Origin of the sequence: Ochrobactrum sp. MYb379, assembly GCF_037479515.1 — a bacterium.
Lineage (GTDB): Bacteria > Pseudomonadota > Alphaproteobacteria > Rhizobiales > Rhizobiaceae > Brucella.
The window spans coordinates 1-17,866 of the sequence record NZ_JBBGYW010000002.1; the positions used below are offsets into that span (position 1 = coordinate 1).

A 17,866-nucleotide genomic window follows, 5' to 3' on the forward strand; every position below is an offset into this window, starting at 1 on the left:
CCAACTTTAATCTCAAAGGCCGAAGCCTAAGATCAAAGCCAGGTAACATATTCTATCAAGAAACGTGTCCGCCAAAGTTCTGTTCGAATATTCCAAATCTCTTTCAAGACCCGAAACATTCAGCAGACAATGCCGCCCACGTTTCTCTTTCTTCTGTATAAAATTATCAAAGAACAGACAGTTTAAAACCGTCGAAAACTAAACCCGCTTAACTCCGCTCAACAATCTCAATCATCAGAACCATTCGGCCCAACTCTCAATCTCGTCTCGCTCCGTCGCTGCGGTGCCGGGTATCTAGTCTACATCGTAAACCGTGTCAACCCATTTTTTTCAAGAAATTCACAGCCTTACAAACCGTTCCTTCCTCAACACATCAACAAGACTTCCATCTTACCAATGCCGCCCAACTAACCACTCTCAACATCTCTGTCAATCGCTCTCGCTGAACTACAAGGACGAGGCAACCTGCCGCTAGCAGCGTCGCCGCCCTCGTTGGAAGCCATATAGACCCCAACAAACAATTCTGTCAACGCGTATTCGTTCGTTTTTTGAATCTTTTTTGACAATTTTCCTTGTTTGACAGGTTTTCCACTATCTCCGCTTATATAAGCAAGGGCAAAACCAATTGAATAACGCCGGCAAGAGCCACAAACCGGCCTCATTATCCCATTAGCGTCGGCGCACATTATAAAGCGCAGCTCGAACTGCTGTGAATAACGTATATGAGCCCACTTATCGTTGACTTACTGTGTTGCGGCTGACAAAACTCAACAGCCTGCTTGAGGGACTTCCATAATAAGGGAAGACGCCATGTGTCGGATTGCAGCAATGCTGCTTTCTGGAAATGATGTTCATGCACTTATATATGCGTGCATCCAGATTTGAAGAAGGACCTGCACCCGCAGCATGAAAGATTTGGGGCCACACAATGTGAATCCGGGTGACGAACCTCCGCTTACAGTGGGCGGTCGACGTCGCCCGCCTGATCGGCGTGAGGTATCAGCGCGCTGGCTCGTAGGTACATTTCTGACAGGTGTCACATCTTGTATGCTTATCGGCGTCGCATTGTTTGCAGCGCTCGACGGTCGTGAACAATTGGCCACGCCGCCAGAAATCCTAGCACGCGCCGATATGCCTGGCGTTACCAATGATACGAATGCCACCAAGGGTTCGCGTCTTGTAAGTACGATTTCCAAACAGAAGGCGAATGACCGCCGCCACTTTGAACTTTCAACTATGCAAAAGGTGGGTGAACGCGAAGTCATCCGCACGCGGCCTTTTGAACTCGTGAGCATGTCACTCGCCGTCGATCATCCCACAAACCGGAAATATCCCGCTTTCAATGCGATGACCGTTTTCTCCGAAGGGCCCGCAGCACCGCAGCCGACGGATACCGGCCAGATTTATGGTGCAAAGGTTGAGAGCGAGGTTAGCCTGCGCGTAGCAGATTTCCCACTTAATAGTGCGAGCTTTGACCCTTCGAATGATCTGACGGTTGATGAAGTGGAAAAGGTCGTTCGTGATACCGGTGTTTTGCTCACCGACGGCGATGTTCAAGTTGCTTCTCTACACTATGTCGATCCGGCACGTTTTGGAGGCGTTGACTCCTCTTTCGCACTGAGTCCAGCCCTTGGCGTGAAAATCACGCAGGAAAATGTGACTGTCGCCCAGCGCGCTGACGACGAAGAAGCCACTGACGGATTTTCTGAAGAGCTAATTCCCTTCCGCCAAACGATGGATATCAATCAGGCTTTGCAGAGTGCCGGTTACACGGACGACGATGCTTCGAATATGGCTGACGCTATTACGAAGCTGCTCAATTCGCCTCGTCTGAAAGAAGGAAGCGTGCTGCGTGTCGGCACCGAGACGCATAATGGCGAAGATAAAGTCGTTCGAGCGAGTGTATATCACCGCACGACACACCTGGTAACGGTTTCACTCAACGACCGTAATCAGTATGTGCCATCCGATCAGCCCGAAGAAACGCCGCTTCTTGCTTCTGCATTTGATGGCGATGCTCCGCCAACTGCGATTCGCGGCAATCTTCCGAGTGTCTATGATGGGATCAGCCGTGCAGCACTTGCTTATGGCATGACGGAAACCATGCGCGAGCAGCTCGTAAAGATGCTGGCGTCCGATGTTGATCTACAAGCACGCCTCTCGCAGAGCGACAAGATCGATGCTTTCTTCTCGCTGCCTGATGACCCCGAAAAACCGGACGGCGATTCACAGCTTCTTTATGTAGCCGCCAATTTCAGCGGGACGACGCGAAAGTTCTATCGCTATCAGGCCCCGGATGGCAGCGTTGATTATTTCAACGAAGATGGAAAAAGCGCGAAGCAATTCCTGCTGCGCAATCCAGTGCCAAATGGCGTGTTCCGCTCACCATTTGGAATGCGCCGCCATCCAATTCTCGGTTATAGCCGTATGCACACCGGCGTTGACTGGGCTGCCCCTCGCGGGACCCCAATCATCGCATCCGGTAACGGTGTCGTTGAAAAAGCTGGTTGGACAAACGGCTATGGCAACCAAACCTTGCTTCGTCATGCGAATGGTTATGTCAGCAGCTATAGTCACCAGAATGCAATTGCGCGCGGCGTAACCGCTGGCTCACGCGTGCGCCAAGGGCAAGTTATCGGTTACGTTGGATCGACTGGTCTCTCAACCGGACCACACTTGCACTACGAGCTCATCGTCAATGGCACCAAGGTTGACCCGCTTCGCATTCGTTTGCCGGATAATAAAGCGCTGAAAGGCAAAGAACTTGAGGCCTTTAATCAGGAGCGCGAGCGCATTGATACGCTGCTGAACACAGATGATGCCGGCACTAAGCTTGCATCGACAGGAACCACGAAGAGCTAATTAGTCAGCCCGTTTAACAAGATCAATATAAAACACCCGGAAATCGCTACTGATTTCCGGGTGTTTTTCTTTTTAGCAGATGATCTTCAACCGTGCTTATTCCGTAAACTCAACAGTTACGCCCGCTTTGACGAGCTTCGCTAATTCTTCCGCATCCCAATTCGTCAAACGCACACAACCATGACTTGATGTCTTGCCAATGCGTGAAGGTTCGGGAGTTCCGTGAATCCCGTAAGTCGGCTTTGACAGTGCTATCCAGACTGTGCCAACCGGTCCGTTTGGACCCGGTGGAATAGTCAGCACCTTATCATTAGCACCCTGCTTGAAATTGATTTTCGGATTGTATGTGTAATTCGGGTTAATCGCGATGCGCTGCACCTGCACGATCCCCGAAGGCGATGGCGTATCAGAAGAACCAATTGTTGAAGGGTAAGCGACCACGAGCTTGCCATTTTCATCATAGCCCCGGACCTGCTTGCGACCTTTATCGGCGATGATGCGTGCAACCTTTGCACGGACAGGCTTGCCAAGGCTTGGCACCCTCACAATGGAGCCCGGCTGATTAAAATTTACACCGGGATTGATCTCTTTGAGATAGGCCTCATCGATATGAAACTTTTCACCAAGCATTTCGGTTACCGACGTATAGGCCATAGCCGGTAGCTGCGCCTTATGAGCATAATCATCCGGGATCGAAGCCACATATTGACGGCCGACATCTTCATTGGTGATGGTATATTCTGTGAAAGCCGGACCGCCTGTTGCCTGCAACTCGGCCTCAATTGAAGCTTCATCGGTTGGGTTGAGGAACTTGCCCGTCATTTCGCTATAGGCCGCAGCAGCCTTATCGACATTAGAGCCTGAACGACCATCAATCACGCCCGGCGAAGCACCTGCCCGATCAAGCAAAACCTGATAGGCAGCAATCTTCTGTTTTGCACCCTGCCCTTTCGGCATTTCAATGGCGGGCGTCATATCATCGGCATTGGGCACAGCATGTGGCTGTGTCGATGGCTGTTGATAGCCCGGATCGCGATTGATGCTTGCAGTCGGTGATTCCGTATCTGGATATTCCGTACCCGCCGGTGGCAGCTCGGAGCGCTGAACCTGTCCGTCGCGATTATAGTCATAAGCAGGCGCTGATGGTGCTTCCGGGTAATAATTCGGATCTTCTGGCACATTGCCGAACCCATCAGAAGGCGCACCGCCGCCTACCGGACCGCCAGACCAGCCATCATCTTGCTGATTACCACCAGCATAACGGCCAGAATCGCGCGGGTCTTCAATATTGAGAACGCGTCCGCGACGATCAATCGTGACCTGCCGACCATATTCGTCCGTATAAACACGCACACCGCGATCGCGACCACGATCATTATTTCGATCATGTCCCCAATCGAAGAGCTGTGCCAGTTGCACGGGTTGCGAAACGTGGGGGGTCGCATCGCGCTCATCCGCAAAGGCTGAACCACCTGCTGCAAGAATGATTGCAGAACCGAACAAACCGAAGCGAAGCATGTTTAAGAGATGCGACATACAAGAAACCCTGAATTACCTTACATAAGGGATGCAACTATATGGTTAACAATTAATTACTCAATAACAGCAAATGCCAGATGAACTGGACATGAAGATGGCCTTCTAAAGCGATGCTTTATAAAAAAAGCGCCGCAATCGAATGATTGCGGCGCTTAATGGATAATATTGATAAGGCCTTATGCCTTTTCGTCCTCTTTCACAGGCTCGCCTTCACCCATCACGCGGATGGGACGGAAGTTAAGCCGATCCGAGCCGGGCAAAATCTTGACAATCGAACCATCAAGAATATCCCCCAGCAGAATGCGTTCGGCCAGAGGGTCTTGAACTTCCTTCTGGATAACGCGCTTCAACGGGCGCGCACCATAAGCCGGATCATAACCCTTGTTAGCCAACCATTCACGGGAATCGTCTTCAAGTTCCAGCGTGATCTTGCGATCATGCAACAGAGCCTGCAAACGCTTCATCTGAATGTCGACAATCGAACCCATATCCTCACGACGCAACCGATGGAACAGGATGATTTCATCCACACGATTGAGGAATTCCGGACGGAACGAAGCCCGCACGACACCCATCACTTCATCACGAACACTTTCAACGTCTTCATTCTCGCCAAGATTGACGAGATATTCAGCGCCAAGGTTCGAGGTCATGATGATCAGCGTATTGCGGAAATCAACCGTTCGACCCTGACCATCCGTCAGACGACCATCATCAAGAACCTGAAGCAACACGTTGAACACATCAGGATGCGCCTTTTCGATCTCATCGAACAGGATCACCTGATATGGCCTGCGCCGCACAGATTCCGTCAGAACACCGCCTTCTTCATAGCCGACATAGCCGGGAGGTGCGCCAATCAGCCGGCTCACAGAATGCTTTTCCATGAATTCCGACATATCAATACGCACCATAGCCGTGTCGTCCTGAAACAGGAACGAAGCCAAAGCCTTGGTCAACTCAGTTTTGCCCACACCGGTTGGTCCAAGGAAAATGAACGAGCCGATTGGCCGGTTCGGATCCTGAAGACCTGCGCGTGCACGGCGAACAGCTTTTGAAACAGCCTGAACCGCTTCACCCTGTCCGACAACGCGTTTGCCGATTTCGTCTTCCATGCGCAAAAGCTTTTCGCGTTCGCCTTCCAGCATCCGTTCAACAGGAATACCTGTCCAGCGCGCAACGATCTGCCCGACATGTTCCGGCGTCACGGTTTCCTCAAGCAGCGAGCCTTTGTTCTCGCTGCTTTCAGCATCGACAAGTTGTTTTTCAAGCTGCGGAATTGTGCCATAGGCCAATTCACCAGCCTTCTGGAATTCACCGCTGCGCTGAGCAGTCGCCAAAGCATTGCGTGCTTCTTCAAGCTGACGCTTCAAATCTGCCGCAAGCCCAAGCTTCTGCTTTTCCGCCTGCCATTTCGCTGTCAGTTCCGCTGATTCCTCTTCCAGATCAGTCAGTTCTTTTTCGAGACGCTGCAAACGATCAATAGAAGCCGTATCGGTTTCGACCTTCAGTGCTTCGCGCTCAATCTTGAGCTGCATCGCACGACGATCGATCTCGTCCAACTCTTCCGGCTTTGAATCAACCTGCATACGCAGACGCGATGCAGCTTCATCGACAAGATCAATAGCCTTATCTGGCAGGAAACGATCCGTAATATAGCGGTTCGAAAGCGTTGCTGCCGCAACAAGTGCCGAGTCGGAAATACGAACCTTATGGTGCTGTTCATACTTTTCCTTCAAACCACGAAGGATCGAGATCGTATCTTCAACAGTCGGCTCATCAACAAATACTGGCTGGAAACGACGCGCAAGCGCCGCGTCCTTCTCAACATATTTGCGATATTCCTCGAGTGTGGTAGCACCTACGCAGTGCAACTCACCACGAGCCAATGCAGGCTTAAGCAGGTTCGATGCATCCATCGCACCGTCAGACTTGCCTGCACCCACAAGCGTGTGCATTTCATCAATGAACAGGATGATCTGGCCCGCAGCAGTCTGCGTTTCCGAAAGCACGGCCTTCAGACGCTCTTCAAACTCACCACGATATTTCGCGCCAGCGATCAACGCACCCATATCGAGCGCCATCAACTGCTTGTCTTTCAGTGATTCCGGCACGTCACCATTGACGATGCGCAGGGCAAGACCTTCGGCAATTGCTGTTTTACCAACGCCAGGTTCACCAATCAGCACCGGATTGTTTTTGGTGCGACGCGACAAAACCTGAATGGTGCGACGAATTTCTTCATCACGGCCAATCACCGGATCAAGCTTGCCCGCACGTGCATCTTCCGTCAGATCGCGCGCATATTTTTTCAGCGCATCGTAATTGCTTTCAGCAGAAGCGGAATCGGCTGTGCGGCCTTTACGCATGTCATTGATAACCTTGTTGAGCGCGGTCGGTGTCACACCGGCAGCAGCCAGAATTTCAGACGTTTTTGCAGACTTTTCGATAGCAAGTGCTGTGAGCAAACGCTCAACCGTGACAAAACTGTCGCCAGCCTTGCTTGCCAGCTCTTCAGCAAGGGTAAAAACCTTTGCCAATGGCTGAGCCAAATAAAGCTGATCGTTACCGCCGCTTACTTTTGGCAGTTTTTCGAGCGCTATCTGCAAACCCATACGCACATCAGTGATACGGCCACCCGCACGCTCAATGAGCGACGCAACAAGGCCCTCGTCATCATCGACGAGCACTTTCAGAAGATGTTCCGGGGTAAACTGCTGATTGCCCGAGGAAAGGGCGAAAGTCTGGGCTGACTGAATAAAACCGCGAACCCGTTCGGTGTATTTCTCAATATTCATAATGTCTCCTTTTCCTTCCGACCCATTCTGGCATCGGAAGACTTTTGGTGACGGAGCCACCGAATTCGGCTGGCTCACTATCCAAGGAGAAATATGGGAAGATCATTGAAGTTCGGCAAGGCCACAAAAGCCAAAAGCGTGCAAATAAAAATGGCGCGGAAAACCGCGCCATCTTTTTGAAATCAAACATATTGCCAATCAGGCTTTATGCATCAGAATCCGCTGTTTCAGGAACTTCATCCTTAGGAACGCGACGCGGGCGACCCGGACGACGTGTAACACGGGCTGGAGCTTCTTCCTTAGCCGACGCTTCAACAGATGCTTCGGCAGCAGGTGCAGGCTTTTCAACAACCGGTGCTGCTTCTTCCGCAACTTTTGCAGGCCTTTCAGCGCGCTTAGGCTTTTCAACCACTGGCTTTTCTGCAACCGGCGTTTCAACTACCCGCGCTTCAACAACTGGCTTCTCAACAACTGGTGCTGGAACTGGCTGTTCATCCGAAACCGCAGCAGCAACTGGTGCATCTATGACTGGCTGATCGGACTGCTCATCCGCATTGAAGCGTTCGCGCTGTGGGCGACGACCACGACCAAGACGGCGCTGATCACGTCCGTCACGGCCTTCGCGGGCATCACGACCTTCGCGTGGCTGCGAACGGTTGTCAGGGCGGCCATCAGATCGATTGTCGGAACGATTATCCGAACGGCCTTCCGAACGACTTTCACTACCATCTTCGCCGTAAACAACTTCAGCTGGAGTGCCTTCAATAACAGGCTGCGGGCCAGAACCATTGACTGGCTGGTGCACAGGAGCGGCTGGCACGAAGCCGCCTTCATCCTCATCGCCACCATCATTGTCGAAGTTTTCTTCGCGCTGATATGGAATATTCTGCGCTGCCATAGCAGCCATAATGATGCGATTATAATGTTCTGCGTGCTGAAGATAATTTTCAGCCATAACACGGTCACCAGACGCCTGCGCGTCGCGGGCCAGTGTCGTATATTTTTCTGCAACATGCTGAGCATTGCCGCGGATTTTTACATCCGGACCATTGCTTTCATAATTACGCGACAGAGGATTGGGGCCCTTGCGGTTGTTATTGTTGTTATTATTATTGTTATTATTCCCCCGTCCGCGCATACGCCTGTTCTGCTGTACTGGCCTCATCGTCTTCTCTTTTCAGATTAAAGGGCGTCAAATTCCTGTGGCTTAAAGCCACCGGCTTCGCATTATCGAGCCATGGAGGAAGCACACCCTAAAACTTCCCACACATCGAATTGTTAAGAGTTCCGCATCGCCCACCAAAGACAACGCGAACTTTCCGGCTTGGCATTTGCAAGACCCTCCGAAAAGAAAAACTCTCCGGAACTATTTTTGAAAGCCGTGCACTTCCGTACAAACCATCCCTTGAGAAAAACCCTCACGGGAGCATGACCTTATTCGTCATGGAGTATTTCCGCCACCGCCCTCAAGCGGGCAAAACCATTCTGGCTATATACGGTGGCTGGAAACTAAACGGCTTCGCCGCAAATTCCAAGCGCTTTTTTGATGTCATAGCGCGTTTTTTAACACGCGGTCTATCAAACGCTCACACCGTCTTGGTCTATGAAAACCATGGCCCTTCTATGACCACCGAGATCAATCGCTTCATTAGTCAAATGAAAATCAGCGCTTTCAAAAATGGCGCTCACATCGTCGAACTGGCCTGCGCCAATCTCAACGGCAATAATTCCACCTTTATATAGGTATCCACGAGCCTCACTTGCAAGGGAGCGATAGAAATCAAGTCCGTCATCGCCGCCATCCAGAGCCGCCATTGGATCATGCTCACGCACTTCGCGCGACAGATCATCAATGTCTTTGCTCGGAATATAGGGCGGGTTTGAGACAATGAGATGAAACCTGCCACTGACATTTGAAAGCCAGTCGCTTTTAAGCGCCGCAAATCTCGCGCTCACACCATTTGCTGCAGCATTTATCCGCGCCATGGCAAGCGCACCATCGGCAACATCCAGCCCAATACCATTGAGTTTTTCAAACTGATGCAGAAGCGAAATCACAATGGCGCCTGTGCCTGTGCCCATGTCGAGCATCATTGCCCGGCCATGCTGTTCAATCAGCTTTTCGATGTAAGGTGAAACAAGCTCCACCAGAGCTTCTGTATCAGGGCGCGGCTCAAGCGTTTCAGGCGAAAGCCGGAACTGCAGGCCGTAAAACTCGCGCATACCGATGATGCGATGTACAGGTTCACCAGCGATCCGGCGCTCCAGCGCTTTGCTTAACTGCGCGACCTTATCTTCATCAATGAGCTTTTCCGGCCATGAAATCAGATCGAGCCGCGTTGCCCCGGTCGTCCATTCGACGAGCAACTGCGCATCAAGATCAGGCGTATCAATACCGGCCTCGCGCAACCGCGCTCGGCTCGACGCCATCAGCAGATCCAAGCGTTCGCCGCTCACGCGTTTTCGCCCAATTCCATCAACAATGCCGTCTGATGATCGGAAATCAGCGCATCAACCAGTTCGTCCAGTTCGCCCATCATCACGCGATCCAGCTTATAGAGCGTTAGGTTAATACGATGATCGGTTACCCGGCCTTGCGGGAAATTATAGGTACGGATACGCTCAGAACGATCACCTGATCCCACCTGACTGCGGCGCGATTCAGAGCGTTCATTGTCAGCCTTCTGGCGCTCCATGTCATAAAGACGCGCACGTAGAATCTGCATGGCGCGGGCACGGTTCTGGTGCTGCGATTTTTCCGCCTGCACAACCATGATGCCCGTCGGAATATGCGTAATACGCACAGCCGAGTCAGTCGTGTTGACGTGCTGACCACCGGCACCAGAAGCGCGCATCGTATCGATACGAATATCTTCATTGCGCACTTCGATGTCGATTTCTTCAGCTTCGGGCAGCACGGCGACCGTTGCAGCAGAGGTATGAATACGGCCACCCGCTTCAGTTTCAGGCACGCGCTGCACACGGTGCACACCTGATTCGAATTTTAGTTTCGAGAACACGCCCTTGCCGGAAACGGTTGCAATGATTTCCTTAAAGCCGCCCGCGTCACCGTCGCTTGCCGAAACCAGTTCGACGCGCCAGCCTTTTTCGGCAGCAAACCGCTCATACATGCGGAACAGATCGCCAGCAAAAAGTGCTGCCTCCAGCCCACCCGTACCAGCGCGGATTTCCAAAATCGCGTTCTTCTCGTCAGCTGCATCTTTTGGCAGCAGCAAAATCTGCACTTCCTGCTCAAGCGTCTCTATGCGCTTTTCGACCTCTGGCAGTTCTTCGACCGCCAGCGCACGCATTTCAGCATCAGTGGATGCATCATCCCGCATCGCAGTCAGATCTTGCGCCTCGCTACGCGCATCGGTCAGCTCGCGAATTTTACCAACAACGTCCTGAAGCTCTGAATATTCAGAGGCCAGCTTCACATAGGTGACAGAATCAGGATTGTTCGCCATCTGGCTTTCAATCATCGAGAACCGCTTCAAAAGCTGGTCCATCCGGTCCTGTGGCAATGCGATCATGGGTATGTCCTAAGGTTTCTCAAAGTGAGAATAAGCAAAATTGGGCACAGCACAAACGGTGCTATACCCAATGATGAAATGCAATTTTCTACGCTATAGCGGAATATCGTTGTCTTCTGCAAACTGAAGCAGCAGTTCACGCAGCGAATGCGCACCATTTGGCTTATCGAGCTTGTCATTGAGCAGCGCATTCAGCTTGCTCACATCAAGCGCACCGAGCATTGCTTTGACCGGGCCAATATTGGCAGCGGACATCGAAATCGAGCGGAAACCAAGCCCCAGCAATGCCATTGCAGTTAGCGGACGTCCGGCCATTTCGCCACATAAAGTAACCGGCTTTCCATGACGATTACCGGCGTCAACAATATGACGAAGTGTACGCAGGAAAGCTGGCGACAACTGATCAAAACGGCTTGAAATCAGCGAGTTGCCACGATCCACTGCCATTAAAAACTGGAACAGATCGTTGGAACCAACGGAGACGAAATCCACAATCGCCATCAATTCGTCGAGCTGCCATAGAAGTGCAGGCACTTCGATCATAGCACCAAGCTTGAGATTATTCGGCAGCGTGTGGGCAAAGCGCGAAAGGTGACGAACTTCGCGATCAATGATCTCGCGTGCGGCTTTCACTTCGCTTACTTCTGTCACCATCGGCAACATAATTTTGAGTTCACGCCCACCAGCAGCTTTCAGCAGCGCACGCAACTGTGTGCGCATCAAACCCGGACGATCCAGCGTCAGGCGGATCGCACGCCAGCCAAGCGCCGGATTTTCTTCCTGTGCGGTTGCGCGGAAATAAGGAAGAACCTTATCGCCACCAATATCAAGTGAGCGGAAGGTAACAGGCTTATTGCCCGCTGCTTCAATCACCGAGCGGTACAGCCGTTCTTGTTGTTCTGCACGCGGGAAAGTCGACGCCACCATGAACTGAAGTTCTGTGCGAAACAGACCTATACCCGCGGCGCCCGACGCTGAAAGCTGTGGCAAATCCACCAGCAGACCTGCATTCATCAAAAGCGAGATATCGACGCCGTCTTTCGTCACCGCAGGCTTGTCGCGTGATTCGCGATAGAGCGCCTGACGACGCGCGCGGAAACGAACTTTTTCTACATAAGCAGTTTCAACGTCGGTTTGTGGACGCAGATGCAGGATGCCCTCATCGCCATCGACAATGGCCGCATCGTTGTTTTCAGCCATGGACACAGCGCCCTTGGCCTGTCCGACCACGGGAATACCCATTGCGCGGGCAACAATCACCACATGGCTGGTGGCAGCACCATCTTCGAGCACAACGCCACGTAAACGCTCGCGCGGATAATCAAGAAGCTCGGCAGCGCCCATCGTGCGCGCGACAATGATCGCGTCCTTGGCGAGTGATTCGGCCATAGTCTTAATGTCGCGACCCATCAGCTGACGCAACAGGCGGTTGGCCAGATCGTCAAAATCCGATAGACGCTCACGCATATAAGGATCGGTCAGATGCACCATGCGCGCACGCGTGTCGCTCTGCACCTTCTCAACTGCGGCTTCTGCTGTCAGACCATTGTGAATGGCTTCTTCAAGACGGCGTACCCAGCCGCGATCATGAGCAAACATACGATAGGCTTCGAGCACTTCACGATGTTCGCCTTCAGCGGCCACATCACGACGCGAAAGCATGTCATCAATCGAAATACGCAGAGAACCGAGCGCAGTTTCCAGCCTGACGAGCTCCGCCTGACTGTCCTCGTTAAACAGGTTCGTTACAACGATACGCGGCTCGTGCAGCACGACATGACCAAGGCCGATTCCATCATTAAGCCCATTACCATTCACGCTCATTGAACGGCCAAGATCCAGCTCAATGCCGGGACGTGCAAAACGAAGCCCGTCTCCCGTGGCAATAATTTCAGCAAGAACCATTGCTGTCGTCTCAAGTGCTTCAACCTCGTCTTCGCGATAGGCCCGCTTTGTCTGATTCTGGACGACAAGAACGCCCAAAGTGCGGCCAGCACGAAGAACAGGAACACCGAGGAATGAATTATAGGCTTCTTCGCCGGTTTCCGGCAGATAAGCAAAGGCTGGATGGCTCTGCGCATCGGTCAGGTTCAGCGGGCGTGCGCTGGCAGCAATTGTACCCACAAGGCCCTGCCCCAGACGCAGCTGCGCAAGATGAACCGACTGTGGGTTTAGACCCTCAGTCGCATAAAGCTCAAGCACGCCATCGGCACGAAGAATATAAAAAGAGCAAACTTCCGCGACCATATTTTGCGCGATTTCACGGACGATCCGGTCAAGGCGTTCCTGTGGCTCTAGTGATTCAGCCATCAATTCGCGCAACCGCTTCAGCAGCACGCGGGGACCAGTTGTCAGATCACGCATGATCGTCGGGGGCTCCTCATTTGGTACAGGCTCAGCTCTTCCGCAAAGCCAGTTCCCTTTACCCGCCTGCGAAGCGTTACGCCGAATCCTTTGTGAGCATTTTTGACACGCGCGTCTAGTCTAATCGTCAGAAAATCTGACAACTCATATAATAAGAAAATGCCACCCCCTTATTATAGGGAGTGGCATTGTTTCAAAACGAACCAGACACAGCTGGCTAGAGCATTTCCAGTTTCTTTTGAATCTTTGGAAATGCTCTATCTTTTTGTTTTTGCGCGCATCTTGTTCCGAAAACCGTTTCACACTTTTCGGGATGCGCTCCAATTACTTATCGAGGCCGTAAACGCCGTGCAGTGTGCGAACTGCGAGTTCGGCATAAGGACCGTCAATCAGGATCGAAATTTTGATCTCAGACGTGGTTATAGCACGGATATTGATGCCTTTTTCAGCCAATGCCTTGAAAGCTGTCGCCGCTACACCCGCATGGCTGCGCATACCGATGCCGATGACCGAAACCTTGGCAAGACCAGTTTCCGACTGGATATGATCGGAGCCAATTTCGGCTTTCACTTTATCGAGAACACGCAGTGCCTTGTCGATATCGCCGGTCGGGATCGTGAATGTCATGTCGGTTTTTGAACCGTCTTCCGACACGTTCTGGACGATCATATCGACATTGATGTGCTCTTCGGCCAGAGGTCCGAAAATCGCAGCCGAAATGCCTGGCCGGTCAGCCACGCGCCGGAGCGAAATCTGAGCTTCATCCTTCGCATAAGCGATACCAGTGACGACCTGCTGTTCCACGATTTCTTCCTCGTCGCAAATGAGCGTTCCGGGCGGATTGATCGGATCATCCATGCCCGGTGCATTGGGGTCCGTAAAACTTGAGCGCACGAAGGTACGCACTTTATGTACCATAGCGAGTTCGACCGAACGCACCTGCAAAACCTTGGCGCCGAGCGAAGCCATTTCCAGCATTTCTTCAAATGTAATGCGGGAAAGGCGCTTTGCCTTGGGTTCAATACGTGGATCAGTCGTGTAAACGCCATCAACATCGGTATAGATGTCGCATCGGTCAGCTTTTACGCCCGCAGCTATCGCCACAGCCGAAGTGTCAGAGCCACCACGACCCAGCGTCGCAATGCGGTTATCCGGGCCGATACCCTGGAAACCAGCAACAACGGCAACCTGACCCATTTCCATACGACGGATAATTTCTGAACCGTCAATTTCCTGAATACGGGCAGCGCCATGCGCATTGTCTGTCTTGATCGGAATCTGCCAGCCATGCCACGAACGCGCATCAATACCAATCGACTGCAACGCAATCGCCAAGAGGCCGCTTGTTACCTGTTCGCCAGAGGCGACAATCGCATCGTATTCGCGCGCGTCGTAAAAAGGCGAAGTACCACCGGCAACCTTGGGCATGTTCTGTACCCAGTTGACCAGCTCGTTGGTCTTGCCCGACATGGCGGAGACAACAACAGCAACCTGATTGCCAGCATCGACTTCACGTTTGACGTGGCGCGCCACAATGGAGATGCGTTCCAGATCGGCCACAGAAGTGCCGCCGAATTTCATCACGATGCGCGCCATTTAAGGATACGTCCCGTCTTTTGCAAAATTACACTAACGCCTGCCGAAACATTATTTTCTTGCGACAGACAAACCCGGGGTCACATAGCTAAAATGTCGCGCTTCCGCAAGAGTGTGATTCCCGTGAAACAATAATCAACGCTTCCAATTCGGGAATTTGATTTGATCCTTGACTTTAACACGCTACCTTGAGAGCAGGATTGCACGCGCTTCCGCAGGAGAATGATATGACTGAGACCGCCCGCACCACGATCGATGCTTCTGAAATCGAGCATTTTTCGCGCATTGCTGCGCAATGGTGGGACCCGCAGGGCAAGTTTCGTCCGCTGCATAAATTCAATCCGACACGTCTGACCTATATCAAAGAAAAGGTCTGCGAAAAATTCAATCGCGACCCGAACAGCCCCCGGCCTTTTGAAGGCCTGCGCTTTCTCGATATTGGTTGCGGCGGTGGTCTGTTGTGCGAACCGATGTCGCGTCTCGGTGCAACGGTGATCGGTGCCGATGCATCCGAAACCAATATCGAAGTCGCAAAGATTCACGCGTCCCAAAGCGGTGTAGACGTTGATTATCGTGCAACCACGGCGGAGGCACTGGCTGAAGCGGGCGAGAAATTCGACGTCGTGCTGAACATGGAAGTGGTTGAACACGTTTCCGACGTTGATCTGTTCATGTCCGCGACCAGCGAAATGGTAAAGCCGGGTGGGCTGATGTTCGTCGCTACCATCAATCGCACACTCAAAGCCTATGGCCTTGCTATTATTGGTGCCGAATATGTGCTGCGCTGGCTGCCACGCGGCACCCATCAATATGAAAAACTGGTGCGCCCGGAAGAGCTGGAAGCAGCCTTTTCAAAAGCTGGCCTCACCCTTATCGACAAGCTGGGCGTGACCTATAATCCGCTTGCCGACAGCTGGAGCCGCTCACGCGATACCGATGTAAACTACATGGTTCTTGCAGAACGTCCTCAATAACTACCTTTTCTGGGCTTTTGTCGTCAGCGCCACTCCAATAGCGATGACGACAGCACCTATCCATGTGAGCGGCGGATAGTTTTCGCCCAGAAACAGCGTTCCTGAAATCAGCCCGAGCGCTGCCGCCACATAGCCAATCTGGCTCAGATAAACCGGTCCACCCACCGCCTGCAACCGGAAGAACAGGGCAAACATGCCCGCCGCCGCAATGCCTTGTGCTACAGCAGTCGCTGGCGCAAGAGCCAGTGTTTCAATTGGGAAATTACCGCTGAACAGCAAAATCCCGATAAACAGCATCACGGCCGCAGCCAAATGGCTACCAGCAGCAAGCTCAGTCGGATCAGCATTTTTCGGCCAGTCGAGCGTGCGATAGACATTTCCCATCGCCAGAAATACCGGAATAAGAAGCGCTAAGCCGATCCAGAGCGGATCGGCTGGTTTGCCCACTTCGCCGCGTGTCATCGCCACCATAATCGCGCCGATAAAACCAACAACAATCCCGGCAATCCCAAGCGCATTCGGACGGCGCAGACCAAAGCCCATCGAAATCAAAAGCGTAATCACGGGCGACAGCGTGTACATGATTCCTGTGAAGCCCGCACCAAGACGCGGAATGGCTGACAGGATCAGAAGGTTTGGCAGCGCATAGGAAATTGCCGCCGTGCAGATATAATAGCGCAGTCTGCCACCTGAAAAGCCGACACGCTTTTTATTCAAAAGCATGACCAGCAGCAGGATGATCCCTGCACTTGCCGAAAACAGAAATGTCCAGATCGCGGGCGGAATGCCTGCTTCTGCAGCAATCTTACCTAGGGGGAGAATAAGGCCGAGAAGCGTGCCGGTCGTAAGCAACAAAAAAGGCGCAGAATCCATGAGTTTCATGCGCCTGATCTCCTACGCATTGCAATTACCAGCTAATTCTTATCTTCCGGAAAAACAGGCAATGGCATCACTTCGACACCATCCTCGATAAGAGAATGCACATCCTCTTTGGACGCTTCGCCGTAAATACCGCGCGCTTCAGTTTCACCAAAATGAATTTTACGCGCTTCCTCGGCAAACTGATCGCCGACATAGTCCGCATTTTCACGGACCTTGCGGCTTAGTTCTCGCATCTGCTCAAGTACCTGTTTCTGCGCCTGATCCATAGCAATCGCCACCTGCTCTTTTGAGCGACTGGTGGAGACGGCAGGTGCCATCAACGACTTTTGGATTTCCGGGGAGTTGCAAACAGGACAAGAGACCAGCTTCCGCTCCGACTGCCGGTCAAAATCGGCATTGTCGCGAAACCAGCCTTCAAATTCATGGCCGTGATCGCAATGAAGCGAAAAGCGGATCATGGATTATGCGTCCTTTTTCTCATGCGAAACTTTCACGGAAAATTCCCGCGCATTCTTAAGGTTCGGAACCTTGGCACGTGCAGCCACACTTTCCGCAACATCAATATCAGCGATGATCACGCCCGGCTCATCATGGGCCGCTTCTGCCAGAACCTTGCCCCATGGCGAAACAATTAGCGAATGACCATAGGTCTCGCGACCATCTTCGTGAATACCGCCTTGGGCTGCTGAAATCAGGAATGCACCATTTTCAATGGCACGCGCACGCTGCAAAACATGCCAGTGTGCTTCACCCGTCTGACGGGTGAAAGCGGCAGGTCCGGTGATCACATTGGCTCCCGCCAGTGCCTGCGCACGGAAAAGCTGCGGGAAGCGAATATCGTAGCAGACCGCCATACCAACTTTGGCAAAAGGCAATTCCGCAATCACCGTTTCCTTGCCCGATTCATAGGTTGCCGATTCGCGCCAGCTTTCGCCATTGTCGAGATCGACATCGAACATATGCACCTTGTCATAAGTCGCAATCTTCTCACCCGATGGCGCAAATATGCCGCCGCGATTGGCAATTTTACCGTCACCGGCTGCAATGGCTGTCGATCCAATATGCAGGAAAATGCCGTGCTTCTTTGCAAGTGCTGATGCGGCTTTGAAAACAAGGTCTTCATTTTCGTCACGCAGACTTGCAAAAAGCGCTGCACGGTCGCGCATCAGCGCGCCCGTCATCTCAGGGGTTTGCACATAATGAGCACCCTTTGCCGCAGCGTCAGTTACGAATTTTTCCAAATCCTCAACGTTACGGGCAATGTCAGTGCCAGAACGCATCTGAACGGCGGCAGCGCGAAAAGTGCTCATAAAAATCT

The 17,866-nt window shown here is 52.3% G+C and carries 12 protein-coding genes; 2 read left to right on the forward strand and 10 right to left on the reverse strand.

Translation table 11 applies throughout. From position 1 onward, the window contains the following. Positions 1 to 906 precede the first annotated feature (906 nt). A complete protein-coding gene (locus tag WH356_RS04095) occupies positions 907 to 2,862 on the forward strand; it encodes a M23 family metallopeptidase (RefSeq protein WP_339508937.1) in 1,956 nt (651 codons plus the stop codon). 96 nt (positions 2,863 to 2,958) lie between these two features. Here WH356_RS04095 and WH356_RS04100 read toward each other — a convergent pair whose 3' ends face one another. The 7 genes from WH356_RS04100 to WH356_RS04130 all read right to left on the reverse strand — a co-directional run bounded on the left by WH356_RS04100 (position 2,959) and on the right by WH356_RS04130 (position 14,692). Next, on the reverse strand, positions 2,959 to 4,398 hold the full coding sequence (locus tag WH356_RS04100) for a L,D-transpeptidase (RefSeq protein WP_339508938.1): 1,440 nt from the start codon (positions 4,396 to 4,398) through the stop codon (positions 2,959 to 2,961). A 179-nt stretch (positions 4,399 to 4,577) separates the two neighbouring features. Then, the gene (clpB, locus tag WH356_RS04105; RefSeq protein ID WP_339508939.1) at positions 4,578 to 7,199 is read right to left on the reverse strand and encodes an ATP-dependent chaperone ClpB; all 2,622 of its coding nucleotides are present in this window, start codon (positions 7,197 to 7,199) and stop codon (positions 4,578 to 4,580) included. A gap of 205 nt (positions 7,200 to 7,404) precedes the next feature. Further along, positions 7,405 to 8,364: a DUF4167 domain-containing protein gene (locus tag WH356_RS04110; RefSeq protein WP_339508940.1), complete on the reverse strand. Its 960-nt coding sequence runs from the start codon at positions 8,362 to 8,364 to the stop codon at positions 7,405 to 7,407. Positions 8,365 to 8,777: 413 nt separating this feature from the next. Further along, positions 8,778 to 9,629, reverse strand: coding sequence for a peptide chain release factor N(5)-glutamine methyltransferase (prmC, locus tag WH356_RS04115; protein WP_339509498.1), 852 nt, complete (start codon positions 9,627 to 9,629; stop codon positions 8,778 to 8,780). Positions 9,630 to 9,652: 23 nt separating this feature from the next. Beyond that, a complete protein-coding gene (prfA, locus tag WH356_RS04120; protein ID WP_339508941.1) occupies positions 9,653 to 10,732 on the reverse strand; it encodes a peptide chain release factor 1 in 1,080 nt (359 codons plus the stop codon). Between the two features lie 93 nt (positions 10,733 to 10,825). After that, positions 10,826 to 13,096 carry a phosphoenolpyruvate--protein phosphotransferase gene (ptsP, locus tag WH356_RS04125; RefSeq protein ID WP_339508942.1) on the reverse strand — a complete coding sequence of 757 codons (2,271 nt, stop codon included), beginning with the start codon at positions 13,094 to 13,096 and terminating at the stop codon, positions 10,826 to 10,828. A 324-nt stretch (positions 13,097 to 13,420) separates the two neighbouring features. Next, positions 13,421 to 14,692 carry an aspartate kinase gene (locus WH356_RS04130; protein ID WP_339508943.1) on the reverse strand — a complete coding sequence of 424 codons (1,272 nt, stop codon included), beginning with the start codon at positions 14,690 to 14,692 and terminating at the stop codon, positions 13,421 to 13,423. A gap of 227 nt (positions 14,693 to 14,919) precedes the next feature. Here WH356_RS04130 and ubiG point away from each other — a divergent pair, with 227 nt between their 5' ends. Continuing rightward, positions 14,920 to 15,666 (forward strand): bifunctional 2-polyprenyl-6-hydroxyphenol methylase/3-demethylubiquinol 3-O-methyltransferase UbiG, encoded by a 747-nt coding sequence (gene ubiG, locus WH356_RS04135; RefSeq protein WP_339508944.1) that lies wholly within the window; start codon positions 14,920 to 14,922, stop codon positions 15,664 to 15,666. Here ubiG and WH356_RS04140 read toward each other — a convergent pair whose 3' ends face one another. From WH356_RS04140 to WH356_RS04150, 3 genes are read right to left on the reverse strand one after another with little or no spacing between them, the layout of a single operon-like run. Further along, entirely contained in the window at positions 15,667 to 16,548 is an 882-nt protein-coding gene (locus tag WH356_RS04140) for a DMT family transporter (RefSeq protein ID WP_339508945.1), read from the reverse strand. A 32-nt stretch (positions 16,549 to 16,580) separates the two neighbouring features. Beyond that, positions 16,581 to 17,006, reverse strand: a complete 426-nt coding sequence (locus tag WH356_RS04145; protein ID WP_339508946.1) for a DUF1178 family protein — start codon at positions 17,004 to 17,006, stop codon at positions 16,581 to 16,583. A gap of 3 nt (positions 17,007 to 17,009) precedes the next feature. Further along, positions 17,010 to 17,858 (reverse strand): carbon-nitrogen hydrolase family protein, encoded by an 849-nt coding sequence (locus WH356_RS04150; RefSeq protein WP_339508947.1) that lies wholly within the window; start codon positions 17,856 to 17,858, stop codon positions 17,010 to 17,012. Positions 17,859 to 17,866 lie beyond the last annotated feature (8 nt).